This is a genomic window from Mesorhizobium sp. L103C105A0 (genome assembly GCF_000502215.1).
GTDB lineage: Bacteria > Pseudomonadota > Alphaproteobacteria > Rhizobiales > Rhizobiaceae > Mesorhizobium.
In genome coordinates this window covers 387,051-405,069 of the sequence record NZ_AYXF01000004.1, presented here as the reverse complement: position 1 = coordinate 405,069, position 18,019 = coordinate 387,051, and the positions used below count along the sequence as shown (strand labels likewise).

The following is an 18,019-nucleotide window of genomic DNA, read 5'->3' as shown; positions in this document are numbered from 1 at the left end:
GAGCTCTCCTTTCTGTTTTCGCCAATTGGGCCATAACCGGAAGCGAGGCCGAGCAGGTAAGGCATCAGCCGGGCCGCTCCTAGCACAACAAATACCGACTTTCCCTTTTCGGGATCATGGTCTAGGCAGACGTTTGGATCGCGCCCGCAAACAGGGCGCCCAAAGGGGCCGCATCATGAGCAGGAAGACCCTGATCGCGCCATCGGTGCTGGCGTCGAATTTCTCGAAGCTCGGCGACGAGGTCGAGGCGGTGACGGCGGCCGGCGCCGACTGGATCCATCTCGACGTGATGGACGGGCATTTCGTGCCCAACATCACCTTCGGCCCGCCGGTGATCAAGGCCATCCGCAACCGCACCAAGGCCTTTTTCGACTGCCATTTGATGATTGCGCCGGCCGATCCTTATCTGGCCGCCTTTGCCGATGCCGGCTGCGACGGCATGACCGTGCATGCCGAGGCCGGACCGCATCTCGACCGCTCGCTTCAGACCATCAAGGGTCTCGGCAAGAAGGCCGGCGTATCGCTCAATCCGGCGACGCCGGAAAGTGCGATCGAATATGTGCTCGACCGGCTCGACCTGATCCTGATCATGACCGTCAATCCGGGCTTTGGCGGCCAGGCCTTCATCCCGGCCATGGTCGACAAGGTCAAGCGGGTGAAAGCGCTGATCGGCAACCGGCCGATTCGCATTGAGATCGACGGCGGCGTGTCGCCGGAAACCGCCCCCCTGGTCACATCAGCCGGCGCCGATGTGCTGGTGGCAGGCGCCGCCATCTTCAAGGGCGGCAGCGTCGAAGCCTACCGGGCCAATATAGAAGCCATCCGAACCGCGGCCGACCGGGCTGCCGGCTGACTTTCCAGGGCAAGTTCCCGGCTGGTCGGTTCTCCTCGGCCTGATCTCCCTGCCTGATCCTTCGATCTCCCAAAAAGCCGTCAACGGGTGGCAGCCGCAAGGGCATCGCGGCAAGCGACAGGATCGCGGCATCCGGCACTAGTTTTGGCCCATAAATCTAGTGGATAACTGCCGAAGGGATCTGCATGCGGGGAGAGGTCAATCCGGCGGCATGACGCGCGTTAAGAAAAAATTATCCGTATTCGGGATCTCGAAGCTGTTTCTCGAGGGCACCTGCCATGCTGGCAGACAAACTTTCTTCAGAAGAAAAAGTTTTTCACGATTTTAGTTACTTCCGGCGGATAAGATGCGGTCAACCTTCCTCTTTAAGTCGAATATCGTGATCTTTCGCTTGAGGGGCGGATGCCTTAGGAGTTACAGTAAATTTACAGGGGAAATCGTTTGCTTCGCGAACGGGCTAGCGGAGCATGGGAGAGCTACAGGAGTCATATTGACCTACGGATCTGCCGATGTGAGCGAAGGCGCGGGACCCAAGAGCACACTCGCTAGTACGGTCTATCAACAGCTTCGCGACGATCTCCTGCGCGGCGTGTTTGAAAGTGAAAGCAAGCTTCGTGTCGAATGGGTGGTTTCCCGTTACGGCGCCGGCGCCTCACCGGTTCGCGAGGCCCTCAACCGACTTGCTTCGGAAGGCCTGCTCGGCCGCCACGACCAGCGCGGTTTCTTCATCATGCCGGTCAGTGCCCCGGAACTCGAGGAATTGACGCGCACCCGCTGCTGGCTGGAAGAGCGGGCGCTGCGTGAATCCATTGCCAACCGCACCGGCGAATGGGAAGAGCAGCTCGTGCTGGCCTTGCATCGCCTGGCGCGTGCCCCGCGCCGCTTGCCGGAGGATCCGTCCTCGAACAATCCGGAATGGGAAAAGCTGCACCGCGCCTTCCATCGGGCACTGATCGCAGGCTGCCGCTCGCATTGGCTGACCGGCTTTTGCGACCAGCTTTCGGATCAGGCCTCCCGTTACCGGCTGATCTCCCAGGACGGCAGCGAGCGCGACGAAATCAGTGAACATCGGCTGATTGCGGAGCGCACGGTGGATGGCGATGCCGATGGCGCCGTTGAAGCCCTCCTCAGCCACTACCGTCTGACGGCAGCCATGTGCATGGAGCGCTTCAACGACAGCGGCGATCCACGCGTGAGCGCCACCAAGGCGCTGCGCAGCCGCAGATAGAAGCGCTTCCGGTCCGCTATCCAAAATCCGCCCGCTATCCAAAATCGCCCGTTATCCAAGTCCGCTTGCCTTCATCTGATCGGCGGCAAACCCGATTTCACGTTTTTGCCGGACGGAGGCGAAATCGTTTCCTTTGTTCCAAGGCCATCCGGCTTCTAAATCAAAGGGATAGAGCATGACGTCCTCCGAAAACCGCTTCACACTTTTCGGCATCATCTCTAGGGAATGCGCATGACCAATCACCTGTTCGACGCGTTCCGCAGCCGGATTTCAGCCTCCGAGCGCATCCTGATGGCGACCGATGACGGACGCGCGATCGCCTATGGCGACATGCTGGCGCAATCGGCACAGCTGGCACATGCGCTGAGGCATTTTGGCGTCGAGCCGGGCGACCGCGTTGCCGTACAGGTCGAAAAAAGCCCCGAATGCATTTTCCTCTACCTCGCCTGCCTGCGCGCCGGCGCGGTCTTCCTGCCGCTCAACACCGCCTACACGCTGGCCGAACTCGGCTATTTCTTTGGTGATGCCGAGCCGCGGCTGGTCGTCTGCGACCCGGCCCGCGCCGGCGCTATCGCGCCGTTGGCGCAGGCGTCGGGTGCTGCCACCGTCACGCTTGGCAGCAATGGTGAGGGCTCGCTGACCGCACTGGCGGCACAGCAGCCCACGGATTTCGACGCCGTGGCGCGCGGGCCGGACGATCTGGCCGCAATCCTTTACACATCCGGCACCACCGGACGCTCCAAGGGCGCCATGCTCAGCCATGAAAACCTGGCCTCCAATGCGCGCGTGCTGGTCGAGCAATGGCGTTTCACCGGGGATGACGTGCTGATCCACGCGTTGCCGATCTTCCATACGCACGGCTTGTTCGTCGCCACCAACGTCACCCTGATGGCCGGCGCCTCGATGCTGTTCGAGCGGAAATTCGACGCCGGCCGCATCGTCTCGCTCTTGCCCCGCGCGACAGTGCTGATGGGGGTGCCGACCTTCTATACCAGGCTCTTGCAGCAGGACGGGCTGGATGCCCAGGCGGCGAAGAACATCCGCCTGTTCGTTTCCGGCTCGGCGCCGCTGCTCGCCGAAACGCACAAGGCCTGGCGCGAGCGCACCGGCCACGCCATTCTCGAGCGCTACGGCATGACCGAGACCAACATGAACACGTCGAACCCCTATGAGGGCGAGCGCCGGGCCGGCACGGTCGGCTTCCCGCTGCCCGGCGTTTCGCTGCGCATCGCCGACCCAGACAGCGGGGATGCGCTTGGCCCGGGTGAAGTCGGCATGATCGAGGTCAAGGGTCCGAATGTCTTTTCCGGCTATTGGCGAATGCCGGAAAAAACCAAGGCGGAGTTTCGCGACGACGGCTTCTTCATCACCGGCGACCTCGGCATCATCGACGCCGATGGCTATATCCATATCGTCGGCCGCGGCAAGGATCTGATCATATCAGGCGGCTACAACATCTACCCCAAGGAGATCGAGAGCGAGATCGACGCGCTGGCGGGGGTTCTGGAAAGCGCAGTGATCGGCATTGCCCATCCCGATTTCGGCGAAGGCGTCACCGCTGTCGTGGTGCGTGCGCCGGCATCGCGGATCACCGGGGCCGAGATCGTTGGCGCCATTGCCGGCCAGCTGGCCAAATACAAGCACCCGAAGCAGGTGATCTTCGTCGATGAGCTGCCGCGCAACACGATGGGCAAGGTGCAGAAGAACCTGCTGCGCGAGACCTACAAGGGTCTCTACGGCTAATCCATAGCCGGCTAATGTCTTTGCCCAAGCGCTTCGCCTGGACATCTGTTCGCGGTTCGGCAGTGGCGCCTTTTACCTGCGCGGCTTTTTCACCCGAGTGCTGGAACCCCACAAAGCGCGGTTCAGCAGGCTGCGTTTGCGCTTGCGCGGGATGAGGTCGACGTCGCTGACGAGCTTGGCGCCGCCCTCCCGCCGCTCCAGGGTGATCTTGCGGCTGTGGAAGGCTTCGAGCTCCGCACGATGCGCCACGCTGATGATGGTGACGTCAGGCAGTTCGCGGATCACCGTCAACATCATCGTGTCCTGGCTCTTCTCGTCGAGCGCCGAAGTCGCTTCATCCAGCACCACGATATCGGGGCGATGCAGCAGCAGGCGCGCGAAGGCGAGGCGTTGCTTTTCGCCGCCCGACAGCGTCTGGTCCCATGGCGCCTCTTCCTTGATCCTGCCGGTGAGATAGCCAAGCCCCACCTTGTCGAGGGCAGCCTTGATTTGCTTGATGGTCCACTTGTCCGCCGCCGCGGGATAGGCGACCGCGCGGCGAAGCGTTCCGGAAGGGATGTAGGGGCGTTGCGGCAGCATGAACAGGCGCCTGTCGGTGTGGAAATTGACGCTGCCGCCGCCCCATGGCCACAGGCCCGCGACGGCCCGCACCAGCGTCGACTTGCCTGAACCGGATTCGCCTGAAACCAGCACCCGCTCGCCCGGCTCGATAACGACCTCGGTTTCCTTGACTACGGAGGTGCCGTCGTCGAGTGTCACGGAAAGATTGTCGAGGCTGAGGATGGCGCCGTCTTCCGCTTCGCCCCGGTTGATGCGTCCGAGCGCATCGCTCTGCTCGGCGCGCTCGAGCCCGTCGAGCGACATCATCAGCGAGGCAATGCGCCGCGCGGAGGCGTTCCAGTCGGCGAGGCGCGGATAGTTGTCGACCAGCCAGCCGAACGCGCCTTGCACGATGCCAAAGGCAGACGCCGCCTGCATCACCTCGCCAAGCGTCATCGAGCCTTCGAGGAATTTTGGCGCGCACAAAAGGATCGGCACGACCGGCGCAAACAGGCTCGATCCCTGCGACACCGCGGCCGTGCGCATGTGCTGTCCGGTCAGCAGCGCCCATTGCCTCAGCACATGGCCGAAATTCCTGTCGATGCCGCTGCGCTCCTCGTCCTCGCCTCCCAGCAAGGCGATGCTCTCGCCGTTTTCGCGCACGCGCGTCAGCGTGTAGCGCAGTTCGGCCTCCGCCTGGTTCTTCCGCTCGGAGAGCTGGACGAAGTCGCGGCCGATGACCACCATCGAGGTCGAGGTGATGACGGCATAGATGATCGCGGTGATGACCAGAAAGCCGGGAATGGTGATGCTCTCGCCGCCGATCGGCAGGGTGAGCGCGCCGCCGATGGTCCACAGCACGACGATAAAGGTAGAGGCCGACAGGAATGCGTTGAGGACGCCGGCAGTGAAATCGACCGGCGACTCGGTGGCGATACGCAGATCCTCGGTCATGCGTGCCTCGGGGTTCTGGTGATCGCCGCCCACGAGGTTCAGCTGGTAGTAGCGGCCGAGATCGGAAGAGCACACGTCTNCGGTGGTCAGCCAGGAACGCCAGCGGCGCTGGATCGTCATGCGCAGATAGACCTGCGCGACGACAAGGCTGCCGCTGCAGATCACCAGCGGCACGAATACGGCGCTGAGGAGATAGACTGTGCGGGCGTTGCGCTGCTCGAGGGCATCGAACATCGAGCGGTTCCAGACGTTGATGCCATACTGGAAACCGATGTTGATGCAGATCAGCAGCAGCACTCCGATCGTCAAAGGCCAGGCGAGCTTGTCGCCATGCCTCCCCCAATAGCCGCGCCCGCTGATCCAGAAACGCCGCAGCAGATATTTTTTGCGCGCCTGCTCGGCCTGCTCGGGCGTCAGCTTGGGATCGGGTTCGACGGCATCCGGCGGCGGCGCAGCCTCGCCAACGGGCTCGGACGCGGCTTCGGCGGCCGATGCTTTTTTCTCGCGCGGCGTGTCCTCGCGCGGTCCATCTCCGCGCGTTTGCCGTGACGGCTTTTCCCGACGCGACTTCGGGGCATCGCGCGCTTCGATGCCGTCGGCCGGTTCCGATTTGGGTTTTGCCTCGGACATATGCCCCGACAACGACCTCCATATCAAAAGGTTTCATGGTATGCGCCTGCCCGACGTTTCAGGAACGCCCGTCATTGCGGATATAAAAGCCCAACGACATGTTCTGCGATGGCGAGGCTGGCGGTAAGGCCAGGGCTCTCGATGCCGAACAGATTGACGATCTGACCGCCCCCGTGGTCAGCCGGTCCCTGGATGACGAAGTCGGCGGCCGGCTGGCCCGGACCGGACAGTTTCGGCCTGACGCCGGCATAGGCCGGTTGCAGGGCGCCGTCCGCCAGGCCGGACCAGTAGCGCCTGATTTCGTCGTAGAAGGCAGCGCCTCGTGCGGGATCGACGGTATAGTCGACGCGATCGATCCATTCGACATCCGGGCCAAAGCGCGCGCTCCCCGACATGTCGAGGGTCAGATGCACGCCGAGGCCGCCATGGACCGGCACCGGATAGATCAGCCGCGAAAAGGGCGAGCGGCCGGAAAGCGCGAAATAATTGCCGCGCGCCAGCCACAGCGGCGGAACACGGTCTTGCGGGAGGCCTTCGATGCGGCCGGCGAGCGCCTGCGCGTCGAGGCCGGCGGCGTTGATGAAGGCGCCGGTCTTCAAGGTGAAACCCTCGCCATCGGCGTCGCGCGTGTCGATCCGGATGCCGTCGGCTTCGATGCTCGCGCCTGAGACAACGGTGAGCAAGGCGAAAGATGCGCCGGCCGCTTCCGCGTCTCCACGCAATGACAGCATCAGCGCCTGGCTGTCGACGATGCCGGTTGACGGCGACAGCAGCGCGCCGGCGCAGCTCAGCGCCGGTTCCAGGCTTTCGGCCTCTGCGCGCGTCAAAAGCTTGAGGTCACCGACTCCGCATTGCGCCGCGTTGATCTGGATCGCCTGCAGTTTGTCCAACTGGTCGGGTTCGACGGCAACGATCAGCTTGCCGGTGCGATGATGGGCGACGTCGTGCTCGCGGCAATAGGCATAGAGACGCTCGCGGCCGTTGACGCAGAGACGGGCCTTCAGGCTGCCCGGCGTATAATGAAGCCCGGCATGGATGACTTCCGAATTGCGCGAACTGGTGCCCGTGCCGATGGCTGCGGCCTTCTCGACCACCAGCACCTCGCGGCCCGACAGCGCCAGCGCGCGGGCAATGGCGAGGCCGACAACACCGGCTCCGGCGACAACGCAGTCGACATCATGCATGGGTGGACTTTAGCGCGGACTGTCCGCGCCTGCAAAAACCTTGTCGCCGCCGATCCAGACGCCGTTGACGTCGAGGGCGTCCGACAGAGCGACGATATCGGCAGCCGTGCCATTGGCGAAGCGGCCGAGCCGGTGGGCCTGGCCGACCGCCTGCGCCGGATAGAGCGAGGCCATGCGCAACGCTTCCGACAGGTCCAGCCCGACGATCCTGTGCATGTAGCGGACGGCCGAGATCATATCGAGATCGGCGCCGGCCAGCGTGCCGTCGGCCAGCCGCAGACTGCCATCCTTGCGATAGATGATGCGGCCGTTAAGGGTGAACGACGTCATGTCGGTGCCGATCGTCGCCATGGCGTCGGTGACCAGCACGATCCTGCCCGGCCCCTGCTTGGCGCGCAGCGCGATTGCCATGGTGGCGGGATCGACATGGATGCCGTCGGCGATGATCCCGGCCGACAGACTGCCTATGTCGATGGCCGCACCCGCCAGCCCCGGCTCACGGTTGCCGATCTGGCTCATGGCGTTGAACAGATGTGTGACCACGCTGGCGCCGGCATCGGCAAAGGCTCTGGCCGTGGCGTAGCCGGTGTCGGAATGGCCGAGGCTGACAATCACACCGGCCTTGGCCAAGGCCGCAACGCGGGCAGGCTCGACGGATTCAGGCGCTATCGTCGTCAGCAGCACCGGCAGGTTTTTGCGTGCCGCGACCAGCGCCGCTTCATCCGCATCCGTCATCGGCCGGATCAGCGCCGGTTCATGCGCGCCCTTGCGGGCGACGGAGAGATGCGGCCCTTCGAGATGCAGGCCGAGAAATCCCGGCAGTTTTTGCCGTGCCGCCCCGGTGCCGGCGGCAATGGCCGCGGCGGTGATGTCAGGCGTATCTGTGATCAGCGTCGGCAGCAGTGCGGTCGTGCCGAACGGCGCATGCGCCCGGCAGATTGTTGCCAGCGAGGCGACATCGGGATGGTCGTTGAGCATGACGCCGCCGCCGCCATTGACCTGCAGGTCGACAAAACCCGGCACCAGCATGCCGCCCCCGGCGTCGATGCGGGCAACGCCCGACGGAATGGCGCCGACGGGATGAATGCCTTCGACCACATCGCCGTGCACGACAAGGGCGGCGTTATCATGCCAGTCGTCGCCATCGAAAATTCGGGCGCCAGTCAGGGCAAAACGGTCGCTCATACGGTTTCCGTCACCTTGCGCAGATTGCGCGGTACGTCCGGATCGAGGCCGCGATGGCGGGCGAAGGCTTCGACGAAGCCGTAGAAGGAGACGATCAGCGTCAGCGGGTCGGTCAAGGGATGACCGGTGGCGACATGCGGCAGCCGCGCCGCGCTCTTGGCTTTGTCCGAGGTTACAAAAACTGCTGCACCCTTGCCGGCAAGGTTGTCGGCAGCCTCTGCCACGGACGGCTCGGAGGCATCGCGGGCGGCGAGTGCCAGCACCGGGAAGCCTGGCCCGACCAGCGCCAGCGGGCCGTGCATGACTTCGGCTGCACTGTAAGCCTCGGCATGCATGCCGCAGGTCTCTTTGAATTTCAGCGCCGCCTCGTTGGCCATCGCCGCCGACGGGCCACGGCCGAGGATGAACAGCGATTGCGGCGTCTCCAACGCGCCGGCCAGCGCCATCCAGTCGCAGGCGATCGCCTTGCTGAAATGCTCGGGCAGGCGGGCAAGGGCGGCCAGCAGTCTGTCGTCGCCGGTGCAATGCGCCATCAGCGCCAGGCCGGCGACCGCCGAATTGACGAATGTCTTGGTCGCCGCGACGCTGCGCTCGGGGCCGGCCAGAATGTCGATGGCAAAATCCGAAGCCCGCGCCAGCGGCGAATCGGCGGTGTTGGTGATGGCGACGGTGAGCGCACCGCCGGCCCGTGCCGTCTCGGCCATGGCGACGATGTCAGGGCTCTTGCCGGATTGCGAGATGGCGAGGCAAGCGGAACCGGCGAGCTTGAGCTTGGCGCCGTAGATCGAGGCGATCGACGGACCGACCGATGCCACGGCCAGGCCGGCGGTCAGTTCGACGGCATATTTCATGAAGGTGGCGGCATGGTCGGACGAACCGCGCGCGACGGTAACGACGAAGCTCGGATCGCGCTCGCGAATGCCGCGTCCGGCCTCGGTCAGCACCGCCGCCGAGCCATCGAGCAGGCGAGCGACGGCTTGCGGAATTTCGTCGATCTCGCGCCGCATATGGGTGGTCTTGGGGATCATGGTCGGCCCTCTTCGCTCGGCCCTGTCAGGCGCAATTCGGCGACGAAATCATAGGCATCGCCGCGGTAGATGGAGCGGGTGAACTCGATCACCTTGCCGCTCGCGAGATAGGAAATGCGTTCGATGTGCAGGCCGGCAATGCCGGATGGCACTTCGAGCAGACGCGCATCGGCGTCGCCGAGATTGGCGGCCGATATGCGCTGCACCGCCCGCACCGGCCGGTTGCCGGTCAGTTGCAGCGCCGCATAGAGTGACGAGCCTATCCCGGCCGGATCCGGCAGCACGCTGGCCGACAACGAGGCGCGCTCGATGGCCAGCGGCGTGTCGTTTGCGATGCGCAGGCGCGCCACGCGCGCCACCAGCTCGTTCGACGACAGGCCGAGCACCATCATCTCGTCGGGCGAGGGCGCGTAGAGGCCGCGATCGAGCCAGGCTGAACGCACCGCCATGCCGCGCCTTGCCATGTCTTCGGTGAATGAAGTGAGCCTGGACAGCGACTGCTCGACGCGCTCCATGCGCGGCGCCACGAAGGTGCCGGAGCCGTGGCGCTGCACGAGGATACCGCCCTTGACTAGGTCCTGCACCGCCTTGCGGACGGTGACGCGCGAAATGTCGGCCTTGGTGGCGATGTCGCGCTCGGAAGGCAGCGCATCGCCCGGCCCGATCAGGCCGCGATTGACGGCGTCCTCGATGCTTTTCCTGAGCTGCAGGTAGAGCGGGGCGCCGCTCTGCGACGACTGCCTCAGCGTGGCGAAGATCTGGTCGGCGGCATCGCTCATCGCGTCGCCTCCGCTTTGACGAAGATGCGGGCCGCCATCTGCACGGCGCCGCCCAGCGCATCGTCGAGCGGCGCTTTCAGCAGCGCCTGGTAGCGCTGGGAAAGGCGCGGCCCATAGAGCGGCGCCAGCCCGCCGAGCAGGCAGAGCGGGGCGTCATCAGAGAGGTCGAGCGCGTGGAGCGACGCCTCGACATCGGCAACCGACTTGTCCACGATCCAGTTGGCGACGCTGTCGCCCTTCTCGGCATGCTCGAAAACCTTGGGCGCGAAGCCGCCGAAATCGCCGGGCTTGGCATTGGTGGTGAACTCGACCACGTCTTCGGGATTGTTGCGGAAAATGGCCATCATGCTGTCGGTCAGGGCTGAGCGCGGCCGGACGCCGTCATGGGCGAGCAGCGTCTGCTCCAGCAGGTCGCGGCCGATCCGGGCGCCGCTGCCTTGATCACCGACCTGAAAGCCCCAGCCGCCGATGGCGCGCGACGTGCCGCCCTTGCGCGCCATATAGGCGGTGCCGGTGCCGAGGATGGCCATGGCGCCGTCACCAGAGCCGACTGCCCCTTCGAGCGCGATCTCGGCGTCCGTCTCGACGCGGCTGATGCTGAACGGCAGGATTGCTTCAAGCTGCTGGCGGTAGGTGCCGACATTGGCGCCGGCAAGGCCGAGAATGGCTGGTGTCTGCGGGATCAGGTCCGGATCTTGCCCGGCGGCGATGAAGGCCTGACGAGCAGCCTCGACGATGTGGGTGCGAGCGCCGGTGAGATCGGTGCGGATGTTGGCGGCGCCGCTTTTGGCACGGCCAATGACAACGCCATCGCCTGTCGCAAGGGCTGCCCTGCAGCTGGTGCCGCCGCCGTCGATACCGAGCACGAATTTCACGCGATGTCTCCTCCGCGCGGATAATACCAATAAAATACCAATAGCCAAGGGATTAATTTCCGTTTCAAAAAGATTAAGGCGTATCAGGTTGAAAAACCCGGGAATTTCGCCGGCTCAACGATTTCCAGTTCGCAATTTCGTTAATGCGTGTGGACAAGTGGTATTTTTTTGGTATTGTTCTTCCATCGGAGGGACAGGGATGGCCGAACCGCGCACCGAAGCGCTTCACAGCAATGCCGAGGGACTGGACATCCAGGCCCCGGACGCCATCCTTTCTTCTTTGGTCAATGCGCAGATCGAGGCCGCCAAGGCTGTGCGCGACGCCATTCCCGCCATCGCCGCCGCAGCCGAAATCATCGCCGGGCGGCTGAACGGCGGCGGCAAGCTCGCCTATGCTGCGGCCGGCAGCTCCGGCCTGATGGCGCTGGCCGACGCGCTGGAGTTGCCCGGCACCTTCGGCATCAAGCGCGAACGCATCGCCATCCTCATCGCCGGTGGCGACGACGCTTTCAAGACCCTGGCCGGCGGACCGGAAGACGACACCGACGAAGCCTCGACGGCAATTGCCGGCGCCGGCATCGGCAAGGGCGACTGCCTGATCGCGATTTCGGCCAGCGGCTCGACGCCCTATGCGGTGCAGGCGCTGAAGGATGCGCGCAGCCGGGGCGCGGCAACCATCGCCATTGCCAACAACAAGGACACGCCCCTGCTCAGGCTGGCCGACGTCGCCATCCTGCTCGAGACGCCACCGGAGGTGATTGCCGGCTCGACGCGCATGGGCGCCGGCACTGCCCAGAAGATCGCGCTCAACATGCTGTCGACGCTTACCGCCATTCATCTTGGCCATGTCCATGACGGCTACATGGTCAATCTCACCGCCGACAACATCAAGCTGCGCGACCGCGCGGCTCGCATCGTCGCCGCTATCAGCGGCCGCGACCGGCAAGACGCCGTGCGGCTGCTCGAAGCGAGCGGCGGCGTCGTCAAAACAGCCATTCTGCTCGCCGCCGGCGCTGCCAACGCCGTTGCGGCCGAGAAGATACTGGAAGGGACCGGCCAGAAGCTGCGGCCAGCCCTTTCCGCGATCGAGGGGAACAAGGGCGCGAAGGCCCCTGTTCTCAAAACCGAACCTGAAAAAGGTCAACAGGGAGACTAGCATGACAACGAAATTACTGACGGCACTGCTTCTCGGCACCAGCATTCTCGGCACCGCCGGGTTGGCTCACGCCGATGACGTAACGCTCAATATCGAAAGCTGGCGCGGCGACGACCTTGCCATCTGGAAGGACAAGCTGATCCCGGCTTTTGAGGCCAAGAACCCGGGCATCAAAGTGGTGTTCGCACCGTCGGCGCCGACCGAGTATGACGCCGCACTCGGCGCCAAGCTCGCCGCCGGCTCGGCTGGCGACCTGATCACCTGCCGCCCGTTCGACAAGTCGCTCGAACTGTTCAAGAAGGGCAACCTTGCCGACCTGTCGGCGCTGCCCGGCATGGAAAACTTTTCGCCCGTTGCCAAGGCCGCCTGGCAGACCGACGACGGCAAGGCGAGCTTCTGCGTGCCGATGGCCTCGGTCATTCACGGCTTCATCTACAACAAGGACGCCTTCGACAAGCTCGGCCTCAAGGTGCCGACGACGCGTGACGAGTTCTTCGCCGCGCTCGACAAGATCAAGGCCGACGGCACCTACATCCCGATGGCCATGGGCACCAAGGACCTCTGGGAAGCCGCGACCATGGGCTATCAGAACATCGGTCCGAACTACTGGAAGGGCGAAGAGGGCCGCGCAGCGTTGATCAAGGGCGACCAGAAGCTGACCGACAAGGACTGGGTTGCTCCCTATGAGGAACTGGCCAAGTGGAAGCCTTATCTCGGCGACGGCTTCGAGGCCCAGACCTATCCGGACAGCCAGAACCTGTTCACGCTTGGCCGCGCCGCCATCTACCCGGCGGGATCGTGGGAGATCGGCCTGTTCAACACCCAGGCGCAGTTCAAGATGGGCGCCTTCCCGCCGCCGGTCGAGAAGGCCGGCGACACCTGCTACATCTCCGACCATACCGATATCGGCATGGGCCTGAATGCGGCGTCGAAGAATGCCGACGCGGCCAAGACCTTCCTGTCCTGGGTCGCCTCGCCGGACTTCGCCACCATCTACGCCAACGCACTGCCGGGCTTCTTCAGCCTGAATTCCACCCCGGTGAAGATGGAAGACCCGCTGGCGCAGGAATTCGTCTCCTGGCGCGACAAGTGCAAGTCGACGATCCGCTCGACCTACCAGATCCTGTCGCGCGGCACGCCGAACCTCGAGAACGAAACCTGGGTTGAATCGGCCAACGTGATCAATGGCACCGACACGCCGGAAGCTGCCGCCAAGAAGCTGCAGGACGGCCTCGACAGCTGGTACAAGCCGGGCAAATAAGAGCTCAGACAACAGACAGGGCCCCAAGTGGACGGCCCTGCGTTTTTCGACAGCATCATCGACTGCGAACGACGGCGCCGCCCCTCATCCGCCTGCCGGCACCTTCTCCCCGTATAGTGACGGGAGAAGGATTAGCCGAAACGCAGGCGCCCCCTCTCCCCGTCCTTCACGGGGAGAGGGTAAGGGTGAGGGGGCAGCGCTGCCGTCGAAGGCAGTGCTAAACCTGATCGGCGGGGACCGCACTCATGGCCGCACAAACACGACCGAAACGACCGTTCCGCTGGCATATCGGCGTCTTTCTGGCGCCGGCGCTGCTGGTCTATACGGCGATCATGATCCTGCCGCTGGCCGGCACGCTGCAGCTGTCGCTGTTCCGCAATGTCGATCAGCATCAGGTGTTCGTCGGTTTCACTAATTTCCGTACGTTGTTCGGCGACCCCAACTGGTCGGTCGGCTTCTGGAACGCGCTGCGGAACAATACCTGGTTCTTCATCATCCACATGGTGGTGCAGAACCCGATCGGTGTCATGCTGGCGGCATTGCTGTCCAGCCCGAGGCTGAGATTCGCCGCCTTCTATCGCACCGCGATCTTCGTGCCGACCATCCTCTCCTTCGTCATCGTCGGTTTCGCCTGGAAACTGATCCTGTCGCCGTTGTGGGGCGTGGCGCCGCATCTGATGGATCTGGTCGGCCTGAAAAGCCTGTTCACGCCGTGGCTCGGCAAAGAACAATATGCCCTGACCGCGCTCAGCCTGATCTCGGTCTGGCAGTTCGTCGGCATTCCGATGATGCTGATCTATGCGGCACTCCTGTCGATCCCCGAAGAGGTGATCGAGGCTGCCGAGTGTGACGGCATCACCGGCATGTCGCAGTTCTGGAAGATCAAGCTGCCGCTGATCCTGCCCTCGATCGGCATCATCTCGATCCTGACCTTCGTTGGCAATTTCAACGCCTTCGACCTGATCTACACCGCGCAAGGGGCGCTGGCCGGCCCGAACTATTCGACCGATATTCTGGGCACTTTCCTCTACCGCGCCTTCTTCGGCTTCCAGCTGCAGACCGGCGATCCCAATATGGGTGCGGCGATCGCCACGATGATGTTCCTGATCATCCTCGGCGGCGTCTGCGTCTACCTGTTCCTCGTCCAGACGCGCCTGCGTCGCTACCAGTTTTAGAGGGGCAGACATGTTACGGCTAAACACCCCCCTCTGGCCTGCCGGCCATCTCCCCCTCAAGGGGGGAGATTGGATGGCACCATTGGCTTCGCAAATCTCCAGCGTTGGAGAAGAGGCGCCGAGCCTCAAGCTGCCAATCTTCCCCCTTGAGGGGGAGATGTCCGGCAGGACAGAGGGGGGTGCCTTGGTGCCGACCTCAACAGTCATCGCTCGTCAGGAGACCTTCCAATGAGCACCGCCACCCGTTCGCTGCCCCGCACCATCGGCGCCCACGCGATCCTTCTGACCTATACGGCGATCGCGCTGTTTCCGGTGATCCTGGTCATCATGAATTCGTTCAAGTCACGCGCCGGCATCTTCAGCGAACCGCTGACGCCGCCGACGCCAAAAACCTTCGACCTGATCGGCTATACCACCGTGATCGGGCAGGGCGACTTCATCCACTATTTTCAGAACAGCCTCGTCGTCACCGTCGCCTCGCTGTTCTTCGTGCTTCTGTTCGGCGCGATGGCGGCGTTCGCGTTGTCGGAATACCGCTTTCGCGGCAACACGCTGATGGGGCTTTACCTCGCGCTCGGCATCATGATCCCGATCCGGCTCGGCACCGTCGCCATCCTGCAATTGATGGTGGCGAGCGGGCTGGTCAACACGCTGACGGCGCTGATCCTTGTCTACACCGCGCAAGGCCTGCCGCTCGCCGTCTTCATCCTGTCAGAATTCATGAAGCAGGTGTCGGACGATCTGAAGAATGCCGGCCGTATCGACGGGCTGTCGGAATACACGATCTTCTTTCGGCTGGTGCTGCCGCTGGTGCGGCCGTCGATGGCGACGGTCGCCGTCTTCACCATGATCCCGATCTGGAACGATCTGTGGTTCCCGCTGATCCTGGCGCCGTCGGAAGAGACCAAGACGGTGACGCTCGGCGCGCAGCTTTTCCTCGGCCAGTTCGTCACCAACTGGAACGCCATCCTGGCGGCACTCTCGCTGGCGATCATGCCTGTGCTGACCCTCTACGTCATCTTCTCGCGGCAGCTGATCCGCGGCATCACATCCGGAGCCGTCAAGTGAGCGGAGCCCTACAAATCTCTGCTGGAGCCTTCACCCCACCCGGCGCTGCGCGCCGACCTCCCCATCAAGGGGAGGTAAAAGGTCGTGGCTTCATTCACGACCGCCAAAGGGCGACTTTCGGAGAAGCTTCTTTGGCAGTGAGGGTGTTCGCGCCAACGTCCTACCTCCCCTCGATGGGGAGGTCGGCGCGAAGCGCCGGGTGGGGTGACACCCTCTCAGAAGGAACAACTGGAACATCTGGAGTAGTTAGGTGACCTCTAAATCGCCCCTTCGCGTCGTCGTCGCAGGCCTCGGTAATATGGGGCGTAGCCATGCGCTGGCCTACCACACAAATCCGGGTTTCGAGATCGCAGCACTCATCAACCGCTCCGACGTGCCATTGCCGGAAGGACTGTCGGGCTATGACATCCGTCGTTCCTTCGACGATGCATTGCGCGATGAAAAGCCCGACGTCGCCTGCATCGCCACCTATTCCGACAGCCATGCCGACTATGCGGTGAAGGCATTCGAGGCCGGCTGCCACGTCTTCGTCGAGAAGCCGCTCGCAACGACGGTGGCGGACGCCAAGCGCGTCGTCGCCGCGGCCAAGGCCAATGGCCGAAAATTGGTGATCGGCTACATCCTGCGCCACCACCCGTCCTGGGTCAGGCTGATCGCCGAGGCGCGCAAGCTCGGCGGCCCTTACGTGTTTCGCATGAACCTCAACCAGCAATCGTCAGGCCCGACCTGGCAGACGCACAAGCAGTTGATGCAGACGACGTCGCCGATCGTCGATTGCGGCGTGCACTATCTCGACGTGATGCTGCAGATCACCGACGCCAGGCCGGTCGAGGTGCGCGGCATGGGGCTGCGGCTGACCGAGGAGATCGCGCCGACAATGTACAATTACGGCCATCTCCAGGTGCTGTTCGACGACGGCTCGGTCGGCTGGTACGAGGCGGCTTGGGGCCCGATGATCTCGGAGACAGCGTTCTTCGTGAAGGACGTGATTTCGCCCAATGGCTGCGTGTCGATCGTCATGAAGGAAGGTGTGAAGTCGGACGACATCGACACCCACACCAAGACCTCGACCATCCGCCTGCACAGTGCGGCGACCGGCGCGGACGGCAAGTTCGCCAGGCCGGACGAGATGCTGTCGATGGACGGCGAACCCGGCCACCAGGACCTCTGCGATCTCGAACAGGCCTTCGTGCTGAAGGCGATCCGGGAAGACATTGACCTGACCCGCCACATGGACGACGCGGTGAAATCGCTCGCCGTCTGCCTTGCCGCCGATGAGAGCGTGCGCAGCGGCGCCCCAGTTAAGCTCTAGTAGGGCAAACTCTAGAACAAGGACGAAGCCGTGGGCTCGCTGGTAATCGAGAATGTGAAGAAGGCCTTCGGGCCGGTCGAGGTGCTGAAAGGCATCAACCTCGAAGTGACCGACGGCGAATTCGTCGTCTTCGTCGGCCCATCTGGCTGCGGCAAGTCAACCTTGCTCAGGGTCATCGCCGGGCTGGAGGATTCGACCTCCGGCAGGGTGGTGATCGACGGCGCGGATGTCTCGGCCACGCCCCCGGCAAAACGCGGCATCGCCATGGTGTTCCAGACATACGCGCTCTACCCGCATCTGACGGTGACGAACAATATGGGCCTCGGCCTCAAGCAGGCCGGCACGCCCGCCCCGGAGATCGAACGCCGCATCGGCGTCGCCTCGTCGATGCTGTCGCTGGAACCGTATCTCGAGCGGCGGCCGGCGGAGCTGTCGGGCGGCCAGCGCCAGCGCGTCGCCATCGGCCGCGCCGTGGTGCGCGAGCCAAAACTGTTCCTCTTCGATGAGCCCTTGTCGAACCTCGACGCAGCGCTTCGCGTCAACACGCGGCTGGAGATCGCGCAGCTGCATCGCCGGCTGAAGGCGACGATGATCTACGTCACCCACGACCAGGTCGAGGCGATGACGCTGGCCGACAAGATCGTCGTGCTCAACGCCGGCCAGATCGAGCAGATCGGCGGCCCGATGGAGCTCTACAATTCGCCGGCAAACGAGTTCGTCGCCGGCTTTATCGGCTCGCCCAAGATGAATTTCATCGACGGCGCCAGATTGGGCGAGACGGCCAAGACGATCGGCGTGCGGCCGGAGCATCTGACCGTGGATCCAAGGTCCGGCGCGTGGAAGGGAACGGTGGTGCATGCCGAACATCTCGGCGCCGACACCAACCTCTATCTCGACTGCGAAAAGGCCGGGCTGATCACGGTCCGCATTTTCGGTGTCTACGACGCCGAGCCCGGTGCGACGCTGTATGCAACGCCCGAGCCGGGTAAGACATACCGGTTTGGGGCGGACGGCAAGACGATCAAGTAATCCTTCGCCGACAGCAACC

General features: G+C 63.8%; 16 protein-coding genes. 9 read left to right on the top strand and 7 right to left on the bottom strand.

The features are described 5' to 3' along the window. The first annotated feature begins 175 nt into the window (after positions 1 to 175). Together rpe and X727_RS149300 are read left to right on the top strand one after the other, a co-directional pair. Positions 176 to 853 carry a ribulose-phosphate 3-epimerase gene (gene rpe, locus X727_RS149295; protein ID WP_023729671.1) on the top strand — a complete coding sequence of 226 codons (678 nt, stop codon included), beginning with the start codon at positions 176 to 178 and terminating at the stop codon, positions 851 to 853. A 490-nt stretch (positions 854 to 1,343) separates the two neighbouring features. Continuing rightward, positions 1,344 to 2,081: a GntR family transcriptional regulator gene (locus X727_RS149300; RefSeq protein WP_023668851.1), complete on the top strand. Its 738-nt coding sequence runs from the start codon at positions 1,344 to 1,346 to the stop codon at positions 2,079 to 2,081. Between the two features lie 51 nt (positions 2,082 to 2,132). On the opposite strand, the gene X727_RS1000000169620 is transcribed toward X727_RS149300, so the two are convergent. After that, positions 2,133 to 2,258, bottom strand: a complete 126-nt coding sequence (locus X727_RS1000000169620) for a hypothetical protein (RefSeq protein WP_280806377.1) — start codon at positions 2,256 to 2,258, stop codon at positions 2,133 to 2,135. Between the two features lie 54 nt (positions 2,259 to 2,312). Between X727_RS1000000169620 and X727_RS0134035 the strand changes: the two genes are divergently transcribed. Continuing rightward, a complete protein-coding gene (locus X727_RS0134035) occupies positions 2,313 to 3,824 on the top strand; it encodes a malonyl-CoA synthase (RefSeq protein ID WP_031204298.1) in 1,512 nt (503 codons plus the stop codon). A gap of 72 nt (positions 3,825 to 3,896) precedes the next feature. Here X727_RS0134035 and X727_RS149305 read toward each other — a convergent pair whose 3' ends face one another. The 6 genes from X727_RS149305 to X727_RS149330 form a co-directional block, all read right to left on the bottom strand. Next, the gene (locus X727_RS149305) at positions 3,897 to 5,948 is read right to left on the bottom strand and encodes an ABC transporter ATP-binding protein/permease (RefSeq protein ID WP_023834396.1); all 2,052 of its coding nucleotides are present in this window, start codon (positions 5,946 to 5,948) and stop codon (positions 3,897 to 3,899) included. A 71-nt stretch (positions 5,949 to 6,019) separates the two neighbouring features. After that, positions 6,020 to 7,132 (bottom strand): NAD(P)/FAD-dependent oxidoreductase, encoded by a 1,113-nt coding sequence (locus X727_RS149310; protein ID WP_023834395.1) that lies wholly within the window; start codon positions 7,130 to 7,132, stop codon positions 6,020 to 6,022. Between the two features lie 9 nt (positions 7,133 to 7,141). Next, entirely contained in the window at positions 7,142 to 8,317 is a 1,176-nt protein-coding gene (gene nagA, locus X727_RS149315; protein WP_023806186.1) for an N-acetylglucosamine-6-phosphate deacetylase, read from the bottom strand. Continuing rightward, positions 8,314 to 9,345 carry an SIS domain-containing protein gene (locus X727_RS149320; protein ID WP_023834394.1) on the bottom strand — a complete coding sequence of 344 codons (1,032 nt, stop codon included), beginning with the start codon at positions 9,343 to 9,345 and terminating at the stop codon, positions 8,314 to 8,316. The genes nagA and X727_RS149320 overlap by 4 nt, the downstream gene beginning before the upstream one ends. Next, positions 9,342 to 10,124, bottom strand: coding sequence for a GntR family transcriptional regulator (locus X727_RS149325; RefSeq protein ID WP_023732576.1), 783 nt, complete (start codon positions 10,122 to 10,124; stop codon positions 9,342 to 9,344). The genes X727_RS149320 and X727_RS149325 overlap by 4 nt, the downstream gene beginning before the upstream one ends. Then, positions 10,121 to 10,999, bottom strand: coding sequence for an N-acetylglucosamine kinase (locus X727_RS149330; RefSeq protein ID WP_023668846.1), 879 nt, complete (start codon positions 10,997 to 10,999; stop codon positions 10,121 to 10,123). The genes X727_RS149325 and X727_RS149330 overlap by 4 nt, the downstream gene beginning before the upstream one ends. 199 nt (positions 11,000 to 11,198) lie before the next feature. Here X727_RS149330 and X727_RS149335 point away from each other — a divergent pair, with 199 nt between their 5' ends. The 6 genes from X727_RS149335 to X727_RS149360 all read left to right on the top strand — a co-directional run bounded on the left by X727_RS149335 (position 11,199) and on the right by X727_RS149360 (position 18,000). Next, a complete protein-coding gene (locus tag X727_RS149335; RefSeq protein WP_023696935.1) occupies positions 11,199 to 12,155 on the top strand; it encodes an N-acetylmuramic acid 6-phosphate etherase in 957 nt (318 codons plus the stop codon). Position 12,156: 1 nt separating this feature from the next. Next, on the top strand, positions 12,157 to 13,416 hold the full coding sequence (locus tag X727_RS149340) for an ABC transporter substrate-binding protein (RefSeq protein WP_023668844.1): 1,260 nt from the start codon (positions 12,157 to 12,159) through the stop codon (positions 13,414 to 13,416). A 245-nt stretch (positions 13,417 to 13,661) separates the two neighbouring features. Then, positions 13,662 to 14,591: a sugar ABC transporter permease gene (locus X727_RS149345; RefSeq protein WP_023696936.1), complete on the top strand. Its 930-nt coding sequence runs from the start codon at positions 13,662 to 13,664 to the stop codon at positions 14,589 to 14,591. A 228-nt stretch (positions 14,592 to 14,819) separates the two neighbouring features. Beyond that, entirely contained in the window at positions 14,820 to 15,659 is an 840-nt protein-coding gene (locus X727_RS149350) for a carbohydrate ABC transporter permease (protein ID WP_023668842.1), read from the top strand. Positions 15,660 to 15,909: 250 nt separating this feature from the next. Further along, the gene (locus X727_RS149355; protein ID WP_023725887.1) at positions 15,910 to 16,971 is read left to right on the top strand and encodes a Gfo/Idh/MocA family oxidoreductase; all 1,062 of its coding nucleotides are present in this window, start codon (positions 15,910 to 15,912) and stop codon (positions 16,969 to 16,971) included. A 30-nt stretch (positions 16,972 to 17,001) separates the two neighbouring features. Next, a complete protein-coding gene (locus X727_RS149360; protein ID WP_023725886.1) occupies positions 17,002 to 18,000 on the top strand; it encodes an ABC transporter ATP-binding protein in 999 nt (332 codons plus the stop codon). Positions 18,001 to 18,019 lie beyond the last annotated feature (19 nt).

Bases quoted from the DNA above. Each gene is read 5' to 3' on its own strand.
- rpe (WP_023729671.1), top strand. From the start codon at position 176: ATGAGCAGGAAGACCCTGATCGCGCCATCGGTGCTGGCGTCGAATTTC.
- X727_RS1000000169620 (WP_280806377.1), bottom strand. From the start codon at position 2,258: ATGCTCTATCCCTTTGATTTAGAAGCCGGATGGCCTTGGAACAAAGGA.
- X727_RS0134035 (WP_031204298.1), top strand. From the start codon at position 2,313: ATGACCAATCACCTGTTCGACGCGTTCCGCAGCCGGATTTCAGCCTCC.
- X727_RS149310 (WP_023834395.1), bottom strand. From the start codon at position 7,132: ATGCATGATGTCGACTGCGTTGTCGCCGGAGCCGGTGTTGTCGGCCTC.
- nagA (WP_023806186.1), bottom strand. From the start codon at position 8,317: ATGAGCGACCGTTTTGCCCTGACTGGCGCCCGAATTTTCGATGGCGAC.
- X727_RS149320 (WP_023834394.1), bottom strand. From the start codon at position 9,345: ATGATCCCCAAGACCACCCATATGCGGCGCGAGATCGACGAAATTCCG.
- X727_RS149325 (WP_023732576.1), bottom strand. From the start codon at position 10,124: ATGAGCGATGCCGCCGACCAGATCTTCGCCACGCTGAGGCAGTCGTCG.
- X727_RS149335 (WP_023696935.1), top strand. From the start codon at position 11,199: ATGGCCGAACCGCGCACCGAAGCGCTTCACAGCAATGCCGAGGGACTG.
- X727_RS149340 (WP_023668844.1), top strand. From the start codon at position 12,157: ATGACAACGAAATTACTGACGGCACTGCTTCTCGGCACCAGCATTCTC.
- X727_RS149345 (WP_023696936.1), top strand. From the start codon at position 13,662: ATGGCCGCACAAACACGACCGAAACGACCGTTCCGCTGGCATATCGGC.
- X727_RS149350 (WP_023668842.1), top strand. From the start codon at position 14,820: ATGAGCACCGCCACCCGTTCGCTGCCCCGCACCATCGGCGCCCACGCG.